The sequence below is a fragment of the Sphingobium sp. HDIP04 genome (assembly GCF_000445085.1).
GTDB classification, from domain to species: Bacteria; Pseudomonadota; Alphaproteobacteria; order Sphingomonadales; family Sphingomonadaceae; genus Sphingobium; species Sphingobium indicum.
This window is the reverse complement of record NZ_ATDO01000055.1, coordinates 1-20,930: the sequence shown is the minus strand read 5'-3', so window position 1 is coordinate 20,930 and position 20,930 is coordinate 1. Positions and strand designations below refer to the sequence as shown.

Below are 20,930 nucleotides of genomic sequence, written 5' to 3'. Positions count from 1 at the left end.
GAGTCGCATATGCCGTAAGCCTTGTTTGTTAACCAAATCCCAATTGAACATAGGTGCAAGGATATATCGGAATTTCCGAAACTATATCCTTCGTAATAATCCTTAAGTTATTTTTTCGGGTCTATCGCATTAAAATGGTTAACAAAACTTGATTCTGCGTGACTCATTTAGCAGCGCGGCGAATAAGATCAGCTATCGGGTCAGTAAAAACACAAAAGCAGATGGTTAATCCGGGGCGGCAGTCGATCTTGGCAAAAGAGATCGTGCCGGCGGGAGAACGTGACTAGGGGCAATAGCTGATCCGCTGATTGCCGCAATGTCGGTGAAGGCACAGGTCCGCGTGCACATGCATTCGGGGCAAGGCCTTTTGCGCGCTCCTTCCATGCCCCCATGGCGACAGGTGGGATGGACAATGGATTTCGAGCGCGATTGGGATAGCAAAGGCACCGTCGACCATCAGCAGGCCCTTCATCCGGAAGCGGCCGCCCTGGAGGCGAAGGGCAAGGCGGTCCATCCCGGCAAGATGCATCATGCGGACGTCGTGCGGACGGTCGCGCCCAATCCCGACGGCACCGTCGTGCTGCCCGCCGGAACCGACATCAACCAGATCGAGGTTTCGGGACGCAATCTGATCGTCCACCTGCCCGACGGCACCGACATGGTGATCCTGGACGGCGCGGTGGTCATGCCGCGCCTGGTCGTGGGCGACGTCGAAATTCCCTCCGTCAACCTGGCGGCCCTGCTGATCGGGGAGGAGCCGCAGCCCGCCGCCGGTCCGCCGCGCAGCTCCGGCGGCAATTTCATCGGCCCGGACGGCAATGTGGGCGATCCCCATGGCCTGGGCGACCTGCTGCCGCCCACCGAATTGCTGTTCACCCAGCCCGAAACGCGGGAAATCCTGCCGATCGCGCCGCAGGATGATGAAGAACCGGCGGTCACCATTATCACCCCCAATCAGCCGGCCGGCGCCACCGCCGCCACGGCCGGGGTGAGCGAAGCTGGCCTTCCTGCGCGCGGCAGCGAGCCTGCCGGTTCGGCGGCCGCCAGCGATAGCGAGCGCACCACGGGCACCATCGCCATCACCGCCACCGACGGGCTGGCGGGCGTCACCATCAACGGCGTTGCGATCGCCACGGTCGGCCAGACGGTCACGACGCCGCTTGGCGTCCTCACCATCACCTCGATCACGCCTTCCGCCATCGGCTACAGCTATGTGCTGAGCGACAATGTGGTCGGCGCGCCGCCTGCGGAAGTCTTTACCGTCGTCGTCACCGACAGCGATGGCGACCAGGCGAGCGCCACCCTGACCATCTCCATCGCGGATGACGCGCCCACCGCCGTCAACGACGCCGACAGCGTGACCGAGGACGGCCCGCTGGTCGCGGACGGCAATGTCCTGACCGGCAGCGGCGGCAGCGACGCGAACGCGACCGACGGCGTCGCCGACGTGCAGGGCGCGGACGGCGCGGTGGTGTCGACCACCGGCAGCTTCCAGGGCAGCTACGGCACGCTGACGCTGGCCGCGTCGGGCGCCTACAGCTACACGCTGGCCAACGGCAATGCGGCGGTGCAGTTCCTGGTGCCCGGCCAGACGCTGACCGACAGCTTCAGCTACACGATCACCGATGCCGATGGCGACACCTCCACGGCGACGCTGACCATCACCATCAACGGCGCGGACGACGGCGTCACCATCACCGGCCTGAACGGCGCGCCGGGGATCGAGGGCGCCGAAGTCGTGCTGCTGGAAAACGACCTGTCGGACGGCAGCTCGCCCGATGCGGCTGGCCTCACCAAGACCGGCTCCTTCGGCGTCAACGGCCCTGACGGCCTGTCGAGCGTCACCGTCGGCGGCGTGTCGGTGCTGGCGAACGGCGCCTTCGTCGCGGGGCAGGTGGTGACGACGCCGGTCGGCACGCTGACCATCACCGGCTTCACCGCCACCGCCACGCAGGGCGGCGTGCCCATAGCGGGAACCTTCACCTACAGCTTCGTGCTGACCGACAACAGCCTGGGCCATGGCGCGGCGGGCGCGGACAGCATCTTGCAGAGCTTCGCCGTGGTGGCGACCGACCGCAACGGGTCGGCCGCCAACGCCTCGGTCGACGTGCGGATCGTGGACGACGTGCCGACCGCCAACAATGATGTCGACGGCGTTGCCGCAGGCACCTATGGCCCGGAAACCGGCAATGTCATCACCGGGGCGGGCACCGTCTCCGGCGCGGCGGGCGCCGACGTCAAGGGCGCGGACGGCGCGGTCGTGTCGACCACCGGCACGTTCGAGGGCGCTTACGGCACGCTGACGCTGAACGCCGACGGCAGCTATGTCTATGTCCGCGCGGCCGGAACGCCGGGCGGGGTGAGCGACAGCTTCAGCTACACGCTGCGCGACGGCGACGGCGACACCTCCACCGCCACGCTGCGGATCGACATCGCGAACAGCAATGTCATGATCATCTCCATCCCGAAGGTGGGCGAAGGCACGATCGTCGACGAATCCGGCCTGGTCAACCCGATGGGGTCCAATGCGGGCAGCGGCGTCGACACGACGGACGGCACCATCACCTACACCGCGCCGGACGGCCCGGCGACCGTGACGATCAACGGCCAGCCGGTCGTCATCGGAACGACCATCGCCACCGACAAGGGCATATTGACGATCACCGGCCTTAACGAAGGCCAGATCGACTACACCTATGAACTGACGACCAACACGAACGGCGACGACGTGACGGACAGCTTCGTCGTCACCGTCACCGACGTGGACGGCGACACGGCGACCGACACGCTGACCATCACCATCCTGGACGACGTGCCGACCGCGACGAACGACACGGACTCGGTGGGCGAGGACGGCCCGCTGGTGGCCGACGGCAACGTCATCACCGGCTCGGGCGGCAGCGACGCCAACGGCACCGACGGCAATGCCGACGTGCAGGGCGCCGACGGCGCGCAGGTCAGCGCCATCGCCTTCGGCGCGACGGCCGGAACCGTCGGCGCACCGCTGGCCGGGCTGTACGGATCGCTCGTGATCCAGGCGAACGGCAGCTACGCCTATACGCTGGATAATGAAAATGGCGTGGTCCAGGGCCTGGACAAGACCGAGACCCTGACCGAGACCTTCACCTACACGCTGACCGACGGCGACGGCGATGCGCGCACCGCGACCATCACCATCACCATCCAGGGCAGCGACGATGGCGTCACCATCAACGGCCTGGACGGCGAAGGGGCGGAGGAAACCGTCTTCGAAAACGACCTGCCGGGCGGCAGTTCGGAAAATGCGGCGGCGCTGACCCAGACGGGCGGCTTCACCCTGTCCGCGCCGGACGGCGTGGCGACCGTCACGGTCGGCGGCCAGCCGATCTTCGGCGCGGGCGGCTTCATCGGCGGCGTCACCATCGCCAACGCCTATGGCACGCTCAGCATCACCGGCTTCACGCCGACGCTGGGCGCGGACGGCGACGTGATCGGCGGAACCGTCAGCTACAGCTATGTCCTCACTGACAACACGCTGCTGCACAGCGGCGTCAATGACGGCAGCCTGACGGACAGTTTCGCGGTCGTCGTCACCGACACGGACGGGTCGACCGACAGCGCCAGCCTGGACATTCGGGTGGTCGACGATGTGCCCACGGCGGTGAACGACGTCGCGGGCCAGCTTACCGAAAATGCGGCGGTGACGATCGACGTCTTCGCCAATGACGTGGCCGGGGCGGACGGCGTCAACCTCGCCAGCGGCGTGGCGCTGGAGAGCGGCGCGGCCAAGGGCACCGTCGTCTATCAGGGCAATGGCGTCTTCCTCTACACCCCCAATGCGGGCGCGGAGGGCAGCGACAGCTTCACCTACACGATCACCGACGGCGACGGCGACAAGTCCACCGCCACGGTGACGATCAACCTGCTCCAGGATTCGACGCCGACCGTCAGCGTCACCGACATGACCGTGTCCGAAGCGGGCCTGCCCGGCGGCACGCAGCAGGCCGGGAACAGCGAGACCGCGACCGGCTCCATGACCATCGCGACCGGCGGCGACGCGCTGACCAAGGTCGAGGTGCAGGACAAGAACGGCGCCTGGGTCGACGTGACCGGCGCGACGGCGGGAACGCCGGTGGTCGTCGCGGGCGCTGCGGGCGCGCTGACCGTGACCTCGGACGGGGCGGGGCATTACAGCTACAGCTACACCCTGGCGGTCAACGACCCGACCCATCCCGACAATGTCACCAGCGACGGCGACGGCATCAGCGGCGCGGCCGACCCCAAGGCGGGCGACGCCTTCGGTGTGCGCGTGACCGACAGCGACGGCGACGTCTCTCCAGCCGACACGATCAACGTGACCGTGCTGGACGACGCGCCCATCGCGGCGGCCGACAGCGGTTCGGTGAGCGAGGGCGGCTCGCTGATCGTCGCGGCAGTCGACGGCGTGCTCGACAATGACCAGCCGGGCGCGGACGGCTATGCGCCGGGCGTGGTCGGCGTGGCCAAGGGCAGCGATCCGTCCAGCCCCGTCAGCGGCCAGGTCGGCACGGCGGTCGCGGGCGATTACGGCACGCTGACGCTCTTCGCCGACGGCAGCTATCGCTATGACGCGACGCCCAACGCCATCTCGGCCGATCAGCAGGACATGTTCGTCTACACCATCCGCGACGCGGACGGCGACCTGGCGACCACGACGCTGACCATCGACGTCGCCAATGTCGCGCTGGCCCCGGACAATCAGACCAAGACCGTTTTCGAAGCCGCGCTGGACACCGGCATCACCGGATCGGACATCGCGGCGGGCAGCGTCACGGGCAGCGCGCCGGGCCAGCCCACCGAAACCGCGACCGGCCAGCTCAACGTCGCGGGCGCGGTCAGCTACACGCTGACCAGTTCCGCCACCGGCAGCCACGGCCAGCTTCAGTTGAACGCCAATGGCAGCTACACCTACACGCTGACCTCGCCGGTGGACGGCCCGACGGCGAATGACGGTCCGCTGACATTCGCGGGCGCGGAGGTCTTCACCTATCAGGCGGTCGACGGCTCCGGCAATATCGCCAACGGCACGATCACCATCGACGTGGTGGACGATGTCCCGACCGCGGCGGACGACGCTGGCCTGAGCGTGGCGGAGGATGGCGCCGACATCGGCGGCAACGTCCTGACCAACGACACGCCCGGCGCGGACGGCGCGACCCTGACCTCCGTCACCATCGGCGGCGTCACGACGGCGATCAACGCGGTGGGCACGACCAACGTCAGCGGGGCCTTCGGCGCCTATACCTTCACGGCGGCGGGCGCGTGGACCTTCAACCCGTCGACCAACCTCAACAATGCCAGCGGCGTCAGCGCGGGCTTCTCCTACGTCATCACCGACGGCGACGGGGACCAGTCGACCGCCGTGCAGCCGATCACGGTCACGGACGGGGTTAACCCCACCGCTGGCGACCCGATCAGCCTGGCGCTGGACGACCAGAATCTGGCGGGCGGCACCAGCGCCGGCAATCCGGATTTCGCGCAGGATAACGTCAGCTTCACGGCCGGATCGGACGCCCTGACCGGCTTCGCCTTCGCCACGGACCTGTCCGCTCTGGGCGGCGGCCTGACCTGGGACCGCGTCAGCGACACGCTGATCGAGGGCTGGGACGGCCCGGTCGGCACGGGCGTCAAGATCGTCGCGCTGACGCTGACGGCGCCCGCCTCCATCGGCGCGGGCCTAAGCGGCAATGTGCAGGTGACGGCAACGCTGCTCGACAATTACGACAGTCATCCGAACATCGCCCTGGACGACAGCGTCGCCCTGGGCAGCGTCGGCGTCGTCGCGTCCGATCAGGACGGCGACAGCGCCACCGCGACGGTCAACCTGTCCGTTTCGGACGACGTGCCGCAAGCGGTCAATGACGGCCAGTTGGCCATCGTCGACGACAATGCGAATGGAGTGGTCGTCGGCACGGTCGCCGGGCTGCTCGGCAATGACGTCTTCGGCGCGGACGGCCCCGGCTCGCCCGCCATCGCGATCGGCCCCGGCAATCTGGGCGGCACCATCTCCATAGTCGGCGGCAACCTCGTCTACACGTCGCACCACAATATCGCGGCGCCTTACGCCTCCATCGGCGAGACGTTCACCTACACCATCAAGGATGGCGACGGGGACGCTTCCTCGGCTACCTTCTCGGTCCTGCTGACCGACACGGGGCCGTCGATCGGCACGGCGGCGGCGGCCTTCACGGTCGATGAGGACGGTCTCGCCAACGGCGTGACCCAGCCGGTGACGGGCGACGTGGACGGCGCGGACATCGTGAAGACAGGGACGCTGGCAGGACTCAACTTCGGCAATGACGGCCCCGGCAATATCGTGCTGGGCGCGGTGGCCGACACGGGCCTGCGGACCTTGTCCAACCATGTGATCCAGACGGTATGGGACGGCACGAGCCACATGCTGACCGGCAAGGATGCGGTGACGGGGGACAATGTCTTCACGCTGCAGATCACCGACGTGGCCAGCGGCGCCTATCGCTTCGAACTTCTCGCGCCCGTCAAGCACAGCGATCCGGCGAGCGAGGACGACCAGTCCTTCACCGTCGCGGTGACCGTGACGGATGCCGAGAATGAAAGCGCCAGCGGGACGATCAGCGTCACCATCGACGACGACAGCCCGGCGGTGACGGCGACCTTGCCTGCCGCGGGTTCGCTGGTTGTCGACGAAAGCAATCTGGCGCTCGACGCCACGGCCAACTTCGCAGGCAATTTCACGGCGCTTTACGGCGCCGACGGCAAGGGATCGCTCAGCTATTCGCTCGGCGTCAGCGCACAGGGCGCGGCCACCAATCTCGTCGATACCGCCACCGGCAATATCGTTTACCTGTTCGTGGAATCGGGCAAGGTCGTGGGCCGCGAAGGCACCAGTCCGGGCAATGCGGCCGGGGGGGCGGTCGTTTTCCAACTGACCGTCGATGCGCTCGGCGCGGTGACGCTGGATCAGCAGCGCGCCGTGCTGCATACGCCCGACACCGGCCCCGACCAAGCCATCGGCCTTGATGTGGGCAGCCTGATCACCCTCTCCGCGACGGCGGTGGATGGCGACGGCGACATGGTGAGCCAGCAGATCAATTTCGGCCAGACCATCAGCTTCAAGGATGATGCGCCGACCCTGACTTCCGTCGCCGACCTGTCGGTCAACAATGCGGTCCAAACCTATAGCGGCAATCACATCGGTTTCAGCTATGGCGCGGATCAGGCCGGCAGCATCACGCTGACCCATCTCACGAACATTGCCGGCATCACCTATTCGGGCGATGGCACCGGAACCGTGACCGCCAGCGTCAACGGTCATCCCTATTTCACCGTCAGCATCGACCAGACGACCGGCGACTATACCGTCAATGTGCTGGAGACGCGGCCGGTCGTGGAAACGCCGCTCAGCTTCACCAATATCGCGTCGGGCAATTATACGACGGTCACTTTGCCGGGCGGTCAGATTTTCGACGGCGTGTCTTTCGCCAACGGAACCACGACGGCTCAGCAGTTCACCAACGACGGATCGACGATTAACCCGTCGGGCAACGGCTTCGGCGTCGCGAACAACCTCGTCAACGACAATGAAGGTTTCCTGTTCAGCAGCCCGAAATCGGCATCGCTGGGTTTCGACGTCAATTTCCAGCCGAACACGTCGACGGTGACGATAAGCTGGTCCACCTATAACGGCAGCACTCCGGCGGGCGGCGCCCCGGCGCTTCAGTCCGGAACCTTGACGGTGACGAAGGACGCGAGCGGTATCGCGCATGTGAATATCGATCCCTCGCTGGACTTCGATCATATGGTCGTCCGTTTCGACTATGCCGACAAGGACCAGGCGCGCGTCGAGAACTTCAGCGTGACGAAGCAGGTCATTCCCGACGACCAGATATTGAGCTTCGCGGTCACGGTCACGGACAAGGATGGCGATGTCGTCAGCAGCTCGACTGCCGCGACGACGATCGATCTGACTTTCAAGGGTGGTGCGCCTGTTCCCCCCGTCGCCATCGACCTGGACGGCGACGGGCTGGAATTCGTCGGCCTGTCGGCGGGCGTGACCCACGACTATGGCCAGGGCGAGGTCGCGACCGCCTGGGTCTCCTCCGACGACGGGCTGCTCGCCCATGTGACGGGTTCCGGCTACGACATCGTCTTCGCGGACGACGCTCCCAATGCGGCGAGCGACCTGGAGGGTCTGCGCCTTGCCTATGACAGCAACGGCGACGGCGTGTTCGATGCCAGGGATGCCGCATTCGCCGAATTCGGCGTGTGGCAGGACGCGAACGGCAATGGCGCGGTCGATGCGGGCGAGTTCAAGTCGCTGGCCGATTTTGGCATCGCCTCCATCGAACTGACGGCCGACGGCAAGGGTTATGCCGCCGCCAATGGCGACGTCACCGTGCTGGGCGAAGCGAGCTTCACCCGCACCGACGGCACCAAGGGAACCATCGGCGACGTCATGTTCGCCACGGGAGCCAAGGAAAGCGACGTCAGCAAGACGGAAAGCACCGCCAGCGGCTTCAACCAGGCGCTGGTCGCGGCCAGCCTGGTCGCCGTGGCAGGCGCGGCCGAGGCCCCGGCCGAACAGCAACCCGCGCCGACCACGACCGAAAGCGCCGCGCCGGTCACGGAAACCGCCCCGGCCGCCACGGTCGAGGCCGAGCCTGCCGCCACGCAGGAAAGCGCGCCCACTACGTTCGCCGCAAACGACGATCAGGCGACCCATGAGCAGCCTGCGCCGACCGGCCACGCCGCTGAAGAGGCCGCGCCCGACCATGCCACCCTGTCCGATGGCGATGCGCATGTCTCGACCGCCGAAACGGCCGATGCGCCTCAGCCCGACCTCAGCGGTCATCAGGGTCTGCTGGCCCAGTCCATCGACCTGCCTCCTGCCTTCGACGGCAATGCGGCGGCGGTCCTGGCCGCGCAGCAGGCAGTTCCGGCAGCGAACGCCGCCGATGTCGTGAAGGAAGCGCTGGGCGCCCATGACGCGCCGAACATCGACGCGCTGCTGGCCGCCCTGCCGGGTGGCGAGCATGCCGCGGCGCCCATCCTGCTGAACCCGGTCGCGGGCGATGCGGTGGACAGCGGGCATCTGGCGGCGGCCACGGCCATCTTCGAAGCGGCGATGGTCGCGCATGAAGCGATGGCGGTCGCCCATGCCTGACAATTCGATTTTCTCGCGGGGAATTTTGGGGAGAGTGAATATGCGAAATGCAGTTGGAAAGGCTGCGGCCGCCGGGTTGGCGACCGTCATGCTGACGACAGCGGCCTGGGCGGCGCCTGCTTCGCCCTTGCTGCAACTGGGCAAGTCCGAATTGCGGGACGCGCTGACCAGCCGGTACGACACGGCGGTCAAGGCCGTTGGCGACGCCAGCGTGCGCGCCGCGCAGGACAGCCGCTGGACCTACGCGGTCGAGGCGAAGAACCAGTGCGGCATCGCCATCGGCTTCATCAAATCCGGCACGAAGGATGCGGACAGCATCAACAAGTGCGACGACTTTGTGGCCCGCCTTTCGGCGCCGCCACCGCCGCCGGTGCCGGCAGCTTCAGCCCCACCCGCGCTGGACTGCACGGCGCCGGCGGTGTCAATCTTCTTCGACTGGAACATGGATACGCCGCTTCCCGAAGGCGTCAGCACCATCTCCACGCTGACGCAGACGGCGGCGCAATGCGGTTGGACCCGCTTCGGCGTCACCGGCTATACCGACACGTCGGGCAGCAACCGCTATAATGACGGCCTGTCGCTGCGCCGGGCGCGCAATGTCGCCAGCCTGATGAGCCAGGGCGGCGTGTCCGCCGACGCCATCACCGTCACCGGCCTGGGCGAAACCCAATTGAAGATCGAAACCGCCGATGGTGTGCGCGAACCGATGAACCGTCGGGTCGAAATCACCGCCAGCGCGAATTAAGGGGAGGAAGGCATGACTATCATGCGCAAGACATGCGGCAGCCTGATCGCCCTTTGTGCGGCGGCCATGGTTTCGACGGGCTGGGCCCAGACCACGGATCTCAAGAGCGCCATCGCCGCGGCGATCGACAGCCATCCGGAGATCAACCAGGCGATCCAGAACAAGCAGGCCATCGAATTCGAACGCGAACAGGCAAAGGGCCTCTATCTGCCCCGGGTCAGCGTCGAAGGGTCGGCGGGCGTCCGCCGCCTGGAAAACGCCACCCGCCGCGCGCTGAACCTGGACGACCAGACGCTCTGGCCGCTGGAAGCCAGCGTCCGGGCGGAACAGACCGTCTGGGATTCCGGCTATCGCAGCGCTGAAAAGCGGCGGCAGGCGGCCCGCACCGATGGCGCTGCCCTGCGCGTGGGCGAACGCTCGCAATTCGTGGCGCTGAACGTCACTCGCCAATATCTGGACTATATGCTCCAGCAGCGGGTCGTCGCGGCGGCGGAGGACAATATCGCCTTCCACCGCAAGCTGCTGGGCGATCTGGGCGAGGGTGTCTCCAAGGGTTCGATCAGCATCGCCGACCAGCAGCAGGCGGAGGAAAGGCTGCAAGCCGCCCTCGTCCGCAAGAGCGAGGCGGAGCAGGACATGACCAATGCGGCCATTTCCTTCCGCACGCTGACCGGCCTGTCCATCGATCAGGTGGTGATGCCCGATCCGGTGACGAGCGCCGTGCCGCCGACGCTGGATGAAGCCATCGCCGCTGCCCGCACCCACAATCCGCTGGTGCGCGAGGCGGAAGCCGACATCCAGGCGGCGCACGCCGTCGTGGACGAGGCGAAGTCGGAGCTTGGGCCGACGGTCTCGCTGGAAGGAACGGGCCGCATCGGTGAGGATGTGGACGGCTTCCGGGGCAGCACCAACGACGTTCAGGGCCGGGTGGTCGTGCGCTGGCAGCTCTATAATGGCGGCATCAACCGGGCGAAGGTCCAGGAAATGACCCGCCGTGCCAGCGAAGCGCGCTTCCGCCTCAGCCAGCGCCTGCGCGAGGCGGAGGAGGATGTCCGCACCGCCTGGAACCGCTGGGACACGGAAAAGAAGCGCGTGACCGACCTGTCGCGTCAGGGCACGGTGTCCGACGGGCTGCTCGTCTCCTATCGCGAGCAGTTCAATGTCGGGCGGCGTTCGCTGCTGGACGTGCTGGACAGCCAGAACACCCGCTTCAACACGCAGGTGCGGACGGAAACGGCCCGCTTCTCGGAGATTTTCGCGCAATATCAGATCCTGGCGGCCACCAACACGCTGCTGGACACGCTGGGTCTCGCCGCGCCTTCGGACGCTAAGGCGGAAGCGCGGAAGACCTATAATGTCCCTGATCTGCCGCCCGCCGAATTGCAGCGGCGGCGCTATCCGGGCTGAGTTTCATTATTGGGGGTCATCCCGGCGGAAGCCGGGATGGCGCGGGGTAAACAATGTTGGAACGAAGCACACTCAGTCTGGCCGAATGGCTGGACCATCAGGGCGCGCCCGGCGACGAGCTGGTCGAAAGCATCGCCCATGCGGCGCGGCATTTCGACCGCTCGCCGGGGATCGTCAGCCTTCGCGCGGGGCTTGCCGTCGATGAATCCGGGCGGCTGCCCTTTCATCAGGCGGAATCCGCGCTCGACCAGATCGGCCTCTTGAGCGATCATGTCCGGGGCCGGCTGGACAAATGGCGGCCGGGCAACCTGCCCGCCATCCTGCCGCTGCGTGGCGGGCGCTTCCTGCTGCTCATGGACATCAAGGGCGGCGACGCGCTGGTCCAGCTTCCGCACGCGCAGGAGGCCGTCTGGGCGCCGCTCAGCGATCTGGAGGGCTATTTCACCGGCGAGGCGCTGGTCGTCATGGCCGACCATGGCCGCGAACGAGCGGAGGAACGCCCCTGGGACGAACGCGCCCGCCAGCACTGGTTCTGGCGCGAAGTGTGGCGCGCCCGCGGCGGCTTCGGCTATGTGATGCTGGCCGCGGCGATCATCAACCTGCTCGCCTTCGCGCTGCCGCTGTTCACGATGAACGTCTATGACCGGATCATTCCGAACAAGGCGGCCTCCAGCCTGTGGGTGCTGGGCGTCGGCGTGATGCTGGCCTTCAGCCTCGACTTCGCGCTGCGCATCGCGCGTTCAAGACTGGTGGACGAGGCCGGTCGCGAAATCGACGAACGCCTGTCGCAACGCCTGTTCGAAAAGGTGCTGAACACGCCGCTTTCCGCCCGTTCCGGCAGCACCGGCGCGCTGGCGCGGCGGGTTTCGGAATTCGAATCCGTGCGCGAATTCTTCACCTCCACCACGGTGGTGCTGGTGGTGGACATCGCCTTCCTCTTCTTCTTCGTCGCCATCATCGCTTTGCTGGGGGGCTGGCTGGCCATCGTGCCAGTCGTCATGATGGCGATCATGGCGAGCGCGGGCTGGTTCCTGCAACGGTCGATGGCCCGCCTGTCCCGCGACGCGCAGGCCGATTCCAGCCTGCAAAGCGCGGCGCTGGTCGAAGCGATCGGCGGCATAGAGACGCTGAAGGCCTGCCGCGCCGAGGGGCGGATGCTGGAACGCTGGCGCCGCTACGCCCGGATGAGCGCGGCCACGCAGGAAAAGCTGCGCAGGCTCTCCTCCAAGAGCGTCACGCTGGCGGCGCTATGCCAACAGGTGACGAGCATCGCGCTGGTCATCGGCGGCTTCTACATGTTCGCGGCGGGCGACATTTCGATGGGCGCGATCATCGCCATCGTCATGCTGGCCGGGCGTTCGCTCGCTCCGGTGGGGCAGCTTGCCTTCGTCATCGTGCGGGCGCGGCAGGCGATGACGACGCTGGACAGCCTCCAGACGCTGATCGACCAGCCCGACGAGCGGCTGGACGGGGCGCGGGGCATCATCCCCAGGATCCGCAAGGGCGCCATCGTCGCGCAGGGCCTGGAATTCGCCTATCCGGGCGCCAGCCAGCCCAGCCTGAAGGGCATCGACCTGCGCATCGAGCCGGGCGAGCGCATCGGCATCATCGGCCGCGTCGCGTCCGGCAAGTCGACGCTGGGCCGGGTGATCTGCGGCCTCTATCCTCCCACCGGGGGCCTGCTTACCGTCGATGACGTGGACAGCCGCCAATATCATCCGCATGAACTGCGCTCCGCCTTCCGCTATGTCGGACAGGACGCCGAATTGTTCAGCGGTTCGGTGCGGGAGAATCTGCTGCTCGGCGCTCGCGAAGCCAGCGAAGAAAAGCTGCTGGAGGCGCTGGAACGGTCGGGCGCGTCCCGCTTCTTCGGGCGCGACGCGGCGGGTTTCGACCTGCATATCGGGGAGCGCGGCAGTCGCCTTTCGGGCGGGCAGCGCAGCTTCCTGGTCATGGCGCGGGCGCTGGTGGAACCGGCGAAGTTGCTCTTCCTGGACGAGCCGACCGGCGCGATGGACAACCAGACCGAAAATCTCTTCATCGACCATCTGGAAAAGGCGCTGGAGCCGGACCAGACGCTGATCGTGTCGACCCACCGCCATGCGCTGCTGCGGATCGTGGACCGGCTGATCGTGATCGATCAGGGCGTCGTGCTGGCCGACGGCCCGCGTGACGAGATCATCGGCCAGCTCCAGCGGGGGGCAGGGCAATGAGCGCAGTACGGCCTGCCCATTCAACACAACGTGCTCCTGCGAAGGCAGGAGCCCAGGTCGGACGGCGGAACTGGACTCCTGCTTTCGCAGGAGTACGGCGTGCGTCGATCATGGGCGTAGGACTTGTGATGACGGCAGCCTTCGCGGCGACGGTTTTGTGGCACCACGACCAACCCCAGCCCGCCATTCAGGCTAAGATCGTGGAATCCGCCCCCGCCATTCCCCGCCAATATCTGGCGCTGGTCCAGATGACGGAGCAAGCCGCCCCGGCGGCGGAAGGCGGCGCATTGGAGGGAGATCGGGCCCGCGAGGAAAACCAGCGCCTCGGCTTCTCTGGCGCGACCGGCGCGGCCAAGCCCTTCCGCGCCCTCGCGGCCGTGGGCGAGGACCATGATCGCGCCCTCCAATGCCTGACGCAGGCCGTCTATTATGAAGCCGCCCGCGAACCCGAAAGCGGCCAGCGCGCCGTCGCGCAGGTGGTGCTGAACCGCGTCCGCCATCCCGCCTTCGCCAAGACGGTGTGCGGCGTCGTCTACCAGCGCTTCGACGCCTCGGTCTGCCAGTTCAGCTTCGTCTGCGACGGATCGCTGGCGCGCCGTCCGCTGCCCGACCTCTGGAACCGGGCCAGGCGGATCGCCGCCGACGCGCTGACCGGCCGGGTCGAGAAGGAAGTCGGCACCGCGACCCATTATCATGCCGACTATGTCTTCCCGCGCTGGGCGCCGCATCTGGCGAAGCTGGCGCAGATCGGCGCGCATATCTTCTACCGCTGGCCGGGCGGCTGGGGCATGCCCGGCGCGTTCACCGGCCGCTATGCGGGCGGCGAGCATATTCCCGCCTTCGACCCGTCGCGCTTCGCCAGGGCGGCCGAACCGGCCATCGACTATCCGCCGGTCGCGGCCCTGCCCGAACGGCGGGCGGCCAATGACGTGGGCGGCCGCATGGACCCGACCAAAGGCTGGAAACTCTCCATCCCCGATCCTTCGACAGGCGGCGGCGCGCTGAGCGACATGCTCGCCCGCCAGCAAAAAGCCGCGCCGGTCACACTGGCGGCGGACGACCATCATCTCCAAGGGGTGCAACCATGATTTCGCGCTGGATAGGCTGGCTGCGGGGACAACCGGGCAACAAGCAGGTCATTCTCTACAGCGGCGGCGGCATGCTGGTCTTCCTGATGTGGGCCAGCCTCGCGCCGGTGGACGAGGTGACGCACGGGCAGGGCAGGGTGATCCCGTCCAGCAAGGCGCAGGTCATCCAGTCCGCCGAACCCACCACCATCGAGGAAATATTGGTCCGATCCGGCCAGAAGGTGAGCAAGGGCCAGCTTCTGGTGCGGCTGGACGATGCGATGCTGGCGTCCGAACTGGGCCAGCTTCAGGCGGAGACGAGATCCCTGACCGCCCGCGCCGGGCGTCTGGAGCGGGAGGGCACGGGCGAGGGCGCGGCCTGTACGACCGGCGGGCCGGAATGCGCGCAGGAACAGGCGCTCGCCGCCGTCCGCCAGTCGGCGCTGCGCAGCAAGCAGGACGCGCTGTCGGCCCAGGTCGACCAGCGCCGCCGCGAACTGGGCGAGGCGCAGGCGACCATCGACAGCCTGGACGGCAGCGTACAACTGGCGCGCCAGCGGGTGGCGATGCTGGAGCCGCTCGCCGCCAAATCGATCATCCCGCAGACCGAATTGCTGGATGCCCGTCGCGATCTGGTGGACGCGCAGGGCCGCCTGAACGCCGCGCAGCAGCAGGCCTCCCGCGCCGCCGCCGCCATCCGCGAGGCGCAGGCGCAGCAGTCGGAGGCGAATTACCAGTTCCGTCAGGACGCGCTCAACGAGCGTAGCCAGTTGGAGGCGAAGATCGCCGTCAACAGCGAGTCTCTTCGGGGCGCAAAGGGACGGGCGCAGCGGGCGGAGATCCGCTCGCCCGTCGACGGCGTGGTGAACGACGTGCAGGTGACGACCATCGGCGGCTATGTCAGTCCGGGTCAGAAGATCATGCAGATCGTCCCCGTCGGCGACAAACTGCTGGTGGAGGCGCGGGTGAAGCCCAACGACATCGCCTTCATCAAGACCGGCGACCGGGCCGTGGTGAAGGTGACGGCCTATGATTTCTCCATCTATGGCGGCCTGACCGGCACGGTGCAGCAGGTTTCCGCCGACAGCGTCTATGACGAAGCGACCCGCGAAGCCTATTTCACCGTGGTCGTGGAAACGGACCGCGCCTGGCTGGGTACGGGCGCGCACAAGCTGCCGATCACGCCCGGCATGGTGTGCGACGTGGAGATACTGACCGGCCGCAAGTCGGTGCTGGCCTATCTGCTGAAACCCATCATGAAGGCGCGCTCAGAAGCGCTGCGGGAGCGGTAAGCCTTCACGCCATGGGAATTGTGCTCACGTGCAGGCAGGAGCGCGATTAACTAGGAGCGTGGAAAAATTCCGTGTAATTTTGGTGGTTAGCCGTCATTCCCCCTCCCGCAGGCGGGAGGGGGTTAGGGGGTGGGCCGGCGCAACATCTGCGTTGTTTTGCAACGGCTAGGTCAGAAGCTCCCCCGGATCAAGTCCGGGGTCGCACCCACCCCTAGCCCCTCCCGTTTACGGGAGGGGAATGTCATGGGATGCCCATCCCCACCATCCCGAATTTGCCCCGCCACCCAGGACTCGCTCACCGCGCCGCGAACTGCACCTTCGCGGGCGTGGTCACCCGATAGCCATGGGTCCACCGCCCAAAGGCGTTGAAGCTCATGATCGGCCGATAGTCCCCAACGCTGGACGAAGGCAGCACCCGGTCGGTCATATTGTCCAGGATCATCAATTCCCCGCCGATCCGCACCGCCAGCACGGCATGGTCCGCCTGCCGCACCAGATCGCGGGCGATCACCAGGAACATCGCATGCCGGTCGAAACCGGCCGCCTCCAGCAGCTTCATCTTGGCGATGGCATAGTCCTCGCAATCGCCGACGCCGTTTTGCAGCGTCCGCGCCGCCGACGCCCAATTGTCGCCGCCCTGCCGGTCGTCCACGAAGCGCAGCCGCCCGTTGACCCAGCTATTGATCATCTCGACCTGCTGCTGCGCCGCCGATCCTCGCGCCGCGTTCAACATGCTGCTCCACACGCCCTTGCCGGGCAGCGTCGCCGAAACGGAGGCCCATTTGCCGTCCAGCAGCGTCCGGGAAATCGGCATGGCGACCGATCCGAACACATCGGGTTGGCCGTTGCGCGGCGGCATGACCTGGCCCGAAAGCGGGGGAACCTGGCGAACCGGCATGACGAAGGCGCTCGCCTGCGGAACAGCGGCAGCCGTCGGCGCCGACAAAAATCCCCGCATGAAGCCCGGCACCAGTTCCGGCTGGCGATAGCTCACCACGGAAAGCTGGACGCCCTGCAACCGCCAGCCGGGCAATTTGCCGCTGAAGTCGCCGATGCGCCTTTCGTTGACGATAGCGTCCGGAACGGCCGGTTGCGTCGCCCAGGGCGCGGGACTGGCCGCGCCGCCCTGCTGCGCGCTGATCGCCGCCAGACGGCTCATGCCGCCGGCGAGGAGATTGGCGGAAATGCGTTCGGCGGGCGTATAGGCGCGGCTATGACCGAAAGCGTCCGGGAACGCCGCCAGCGGAGCCTGAGCCAAGGCATGGCCGCTCGCGATTGCCAGCAGCAGGGCAGGGGCGGCGCGAAGCGCGGTGCGGCAAGGGGCCGTGCAACAGGACGGGGCGAAGCCTGACATGCTTGCCGGTATCGCGCCGAAATTTGAACATCAGGTGCCCCGCGCTGGTTAACGCGCCGGTAGGCAAAAAATTGCCGGCAGTTTTTTGCCGGGCCATTTCAGTCAAACCGCGAAATCCGGCCGCCGCGATTTTCGAGTAAATCGCGAAATCCGGTCGTCGCGATTTTCAAGTAGATCGCGAAATCCGGCCGCCGCGATTTTCAAGTAAATCGCTTCTCAGGCGTCGATGCTTTCCTCATCCACATTCGCCGCATTCTCCTGAATGAAGGCAAAGCGATGCGCCGGATTGGTGCCCATCAGCCGCTCGACCAGTTCGCGCACCTGCTGCCGGTCCTCGATATCGTCGGGCAGCGTTACGCGGATCAGGCTGCGCGTCTTAGGGTCCATCGTCGTTTCGCGCAACTGGCCGGGATTCATCTCGCCCAGCCCCTTGAAGCGGCTGACCTCCACCTTCTTGCCCTTGAACTCCTTTGCCAGGATTTCCTCGCGATGCGCGTCGTCCCTGGCGTAGAGGCTCTTGCCCCCCGCCACCAGCCGATAGAGCGGCGGCTGCGCCAGATAGAGGTGCCCCCGCCGCACGAGTTCCGGCATCTCCTGGAAGAAGAAGGTCATCAGCAGCGTCGCGATATGCGCTCCGTCGACATCGGCGTCGGTCATGATGACGATGCGTTCGTAGCGCAGATTGTCGGGATTGCAGTCCTTGCGCGTGCCGCAGCCCAGCGCCAGGATCATGTCGGCAATCTCCTGATTGGCCAGGATCTTGGCGGTATTGGCGGATGCCACGTTCAATATCTTGCCGCGCAGGGGCAGGATCGCCTGGGTCTTGCGGTCCCGCGCCTGCTTGGCGGAGCCGCCCGCCGAATCCCCCTCGACCAGGAAAATCTCCGCCCCTTCCGGATCGTCGTTGGAACAGTCGGTCAGCTTGCCCGGCAGGCGCAGCTTGCGCGAATTGGTCGCGGTCTTGCGCTTGACCTCCTTCTCCTGCTTGCGCTTCAGCCGCTCGTCCATCCGGTCGAGCACATAGGCGAGCAGCGCCTTGCCGCGCTCCATATGGTCGGACAGATAATGGTCGAAATGGTCGCGCACCGCATTTTCGACCAGCCGCGCCGCCTCCGGACTGGTCAGCCGGTCCTTCGTCTGGCTCTGGAACTGCGGGTCGCGGATGAAGACCGACAGCATGATCTCCGAAGAGGTCACGATGTCGTCGGCGGTGATGTCCTTCGCCTTCTTCTGCCCCACCAGATCGCCAAAGGCGCGGATGCCCTTCACCAAAGCGGCGCGCAGGCCGGTCTCATGCGTGCCGCCGTCGGGCGTGGGGATGGTGTTGCAATACCAGCTATAGGAGCCGTCCGACCAGAGCGGCCACGCCACCGCCCATTCCACCCGACCCGCCGCGTCGGGAAAATCCTGCGATCCGGAGAAGAAGGCGCTCGTCGCGCATTCCCGGTCGCCCACCTGTTCCTTCAGATGATCCGCCAGCCCGCCGGGAAACTGGAACACAGCCTCCGCCGGGGTCTCGTCGGCGATCAGTTCCGGCGCGCATTTCCACCGGATTTCCACGCCCGCGAACAGATAGGCCTTGGACCGCGCCAACCGGTAGAGGCGGGACGGCTTGAACTTCTGCTCCCCGAAAATCTCCGTGTCGGGAATGAAGCTGACCGACGTGCCGCGCCGGTTGGGCGCCGCGCCGACCTTCTGAAGGTCGCTGCTCGGCAGGCCCTGGGTAAAGCTCTGGCGGAACAATTCCTTGTTGCGCGCCACCTCGACCACCGTGCTGATCGACAGCGCGTTCACCACGCTGATGCCGACGCCGTGCAGGCCGCCCGACGTCGCATAGGCCTTGTCGCTGAACTTGCCGCCCGAATGCAGCGTGGTCAGGATCACCTCCAGCGCCGACTTGCCCGGGAATTTGGGGTGCGGATCGACCGGGATGCCCCGGCCATTGTCGGTGATGGTCAGCCTGTTGTCCGGCTCCAGCAGCACCTCGATCCGCGTGGCATGGCCCGCCACCGCCTCATCCATGCTGTTGTCCAGCACTTCGCTGGCCAGATGGTGCAGCGCCCGCTCGTCCGTGCCGCCGATATACATGCCGGGGCGGCGGCGCACCGGCTCCAGCCCCTCCAGCACTTCGATGGCGGAGGCGTCATATTGCGGGGCGGTGGAGGAATTGGCGGCGAACAGGTCTTCGGACATGGACGCAAGCTATAAGCAGGCGGGCGGCGGGCGCAAGCGCGCGTTCGTCATGGCAGGGAGGTCAGGGCAGAGGATCGCGCAACGCCCCCCATAATTGCTTCACCCGCCCGTTGAGGTCGGCCAGTTGCGCCCCGTCCATGCCCGACCGTTCCAGCAGCGCCTCGCCCAGGCATCCGCATTCCTCCCGCATCGCCGCGCCCCGCTCCGTCAGGCGCACGTCCACGCGCCGCTCGTCCGTCGCGCTGCGGGCGCGGGTCAGGAAGCCGCCCGCCTCCAGCCGTTTGACCAGCGGCGTCACCGTGCTGGATTCGAGCGACAGCCGCTCCGCGATCTGGCCGATGGTGCGGCCGTCCTGCTCCCACAGGGCATGCAGCACCAGATATTGCGGATAGGTGATGCCCAGCCGGTCCAGCATCGGCTTGTAGGCGCGGCCGATGGCCATGCTGGCGGCATAGAGCGAGAAGCAGAGTTGATCGTCCAAAGGCAGGGCGGCGGGCATGAGGTGTCTCCTTTGCCGGTTCCATGGCATGGAAATATATATCGCGATAAATAAATGCTGGACAAGAGGGCGCGACTCGCTTATTCGATATTTATCGCGATAAACATTATCGCAGAATATAAAGGAGCAAGCCCATGTCCATCGATGCGAAATATGTCACCCGCGCCACGGCCACCGGCGGCCGCGACGGCGAAGCCCGCACGGAAGACGGCCGTTTCGCCGTGAAGCTGTCCACCCCCAAGGAACTGGGCGGCCCCGGCGGCGACGGCACCAACCCCGAACAGCTTTTCGCATCGGGCTATTCGGCCTGTTTCATCGGCGCGCTGAAGGTCGCGGGCGGCCAGTTGAAGATCCGCGTGCCGCAGGATGTCAGCGTCACCGCGACGGTCGGGATCGGCCCGCGCTCAGCGGGCGGCTTCGGCATCACCGCCGACCTGGAAATCAGCCTGCCGGGCGTGGAGCGCGCCGACGCGGAAAGGCTGGTCGAGGCGGCGCACCAGATCTGCCCCTATTCCAACGCCACGCGCAATAACCTCGACGTCGGGCTGACCATCGTCTGATGCGGGTGCCCCATCCCGGCGCGGGGCCAATGAAAAAGGGCCGCTCCTGACTGGAGCGGCCCTTTTTTCATGCCGGGCAATCAGCGAACCCGCGGCCCGCCGAAGGGCAGGGGCGGCGGCGGACGGCGCGTGCCGCGCGGCAACTGCGCCTGATAGGCGCGGCCGCAATGTTCGACGCAATAGGGGAAGCCGGGGTTCACCGCTTCGCCGCAGAAATGGAAATCCGGCTCGCCCGGATGGCCCATCGGCCATTTGCAGATGCGCTCGGTCAGGTCCAGCAGCGACGTCTTGCCCGCAATGTCCGGGCTGGGCTTGGCGGGAACCAGGCGGCGCGGCGGGGCAGGGGGGATCGGCGCCTGCTGGTCGCCCGGCCCCTGACGCAGGAAGCCGCCAGGCCCCACGGAGATGATGCGCGGCTGCGGCGCGGCGGGCGCTTCCGC

The 20,930-nt window shown here is 66.7% G+C and carries 11 protein-coding genes; 7 read left to right on the top strand and 4 right to left on the bottom strand.

All coding sequences use genetic code 11. From position 1 onward, the window contains the following. Positions 1–412: 412 nt before the first annotated feature. The 6 genes from L286_RS29365 (at position 413) to L286_RS29340 (ending at position 15,884) form a co-directional block, all read left to right on the top strand. Positions 413–9,160, top strand: coding sequence for an Ig-like domain-containing protein (locus L286_RS29365; RefSeq protein ID WP_020821155.1), 8,748 nt, complete (start codon positions 413–415; stop codon positions 9,158–9,160). A gap of 88 nt (positions 9,161–9,248) precedes the next feature. Then, a complete protein-coding gene (locus L286_RS29360; RefSeq protein ID WP_233431869.1) occupies positions 9,249–9,905 on the top strand; it encodes an OmpA family protein in 657 nt (218 codons plus the stop codon). Positions 9,906–9,917: 12 nt separating this feature from the next. Then, positions 9,918–11,312, top strand: coding sequence for a TolC family protein (locus L286_RS29355; protein WP_020821156.1), 1,395 nt, complete (start codon positions 9,918–9,920; stop codon positions 11,310–11,312). A gap of 53 nt (positions 11,313–11,365) precedes the next feature. After that, complete coding sequence (locus L286_RS29350) at positions 11,366–13,525, top strand: type I secretion system permease/ATPase (RefSeq protein ID WP_020821157.1); 2,160 nt, start codon at positions 11,366–11,368, stop codon at positions 13,523–13,525. A 128-nt stretch (positions 13,526–13,653) separates the two neighbouring features. Then, on the top strand, positions 13,654–14,613 hold the full coding sequence (locus L286_RS29345) for a cell wall hydrolase (protein ID WP_020821158.1): 960 nt from the start codon (positions 13,654–13,656) through the stop codon (positions 14,611–14,613). Continuing rightward, the gene (locus L286_RS29340; RefSeq protein ID WP_020821159.1) at positions 14,610–15,884 is read left to right on the top strand and encodes an HlyD family type I secretion periplasmic adaptor subunit; all 1,275 of its coding nucleotides are present in this window, start codon (positions 14,610–14,612) and stop codon (positions 15,882–15,884) included. Before L286_RS29345 ends, L286_RS29340 begins: the two co-directional genes overlap by 4 nt. 295 nt (positions 15,885–16,179) lie before the next feature. Here the strand turns inward: L286_RS29340 and L286_RS29335 are convergent, their stop codons facing one another. From L286_RS29335 to L286_RS29325, 3 genes are all read right to left on the bottom strand, one after another. Next, on the bottom strand, positions 16,180–17,238 hold the full coding sequence (locus L286_RS29335; RefSeq protein ID WP_020821160.1) for a transglutaminase-like cysteine peptidase: 1,059 nt from the start codon (positions 17,236–17,238) through the stop codon (positions 16,180–16,182). A gap of 216 nt (positions 17,239–17,454) precedes the next feature. Beyond that, entirely contained in the window at positions 17,455–19,431 is a 1,977-nt protein-coding gene (parE, locus tag L286_RS29330; RefSeq protein ID WP_020821161.1) for a DNA topoisomerase IV subunit B, read from the bottom strand. A gap of 61 nt (positions 19,432–19,492) precedes the next feature. Then, positions 19,493–19,930, bottom strand: coding sequence for a MarR family winged helix-turn-helix transcriptional regulator (locus L286_RS29325; protein ID WP_020821162.1), 438 nt, complete (start codon positions 19,928–19,930; stop codon positions 19,493–19,495). A 134-nt stretch (positions 19,931–20,064) separates the two neighbouring features. Between L286_RS29325 and L286_RS29320 the strand changes: the two genes are divergently transcribed. Further along, positions 20,065–20,490, top strand: a complete 426-nt coding sequence (locus L286_RS29320; RefSeq protein WP_020821163.1) for an organic hydroperoxide resistance protein — start codon at positions 20,065–20,067, stop codon at positions 20,488–20,490. Positions 20,491–20,570: 80 nt separating this feature from the next. Here L286_RS29320 and L286_RS29315 read toward each other — a convergent pair. Next, positions 20,571–20,930 (bottom strand): GcrA family cell cycle regulator (locus L286_RS29315; RefSeq protein WP_021223135.1); only part of this gene is annotated, 360 nt, incomplete at its 5' end.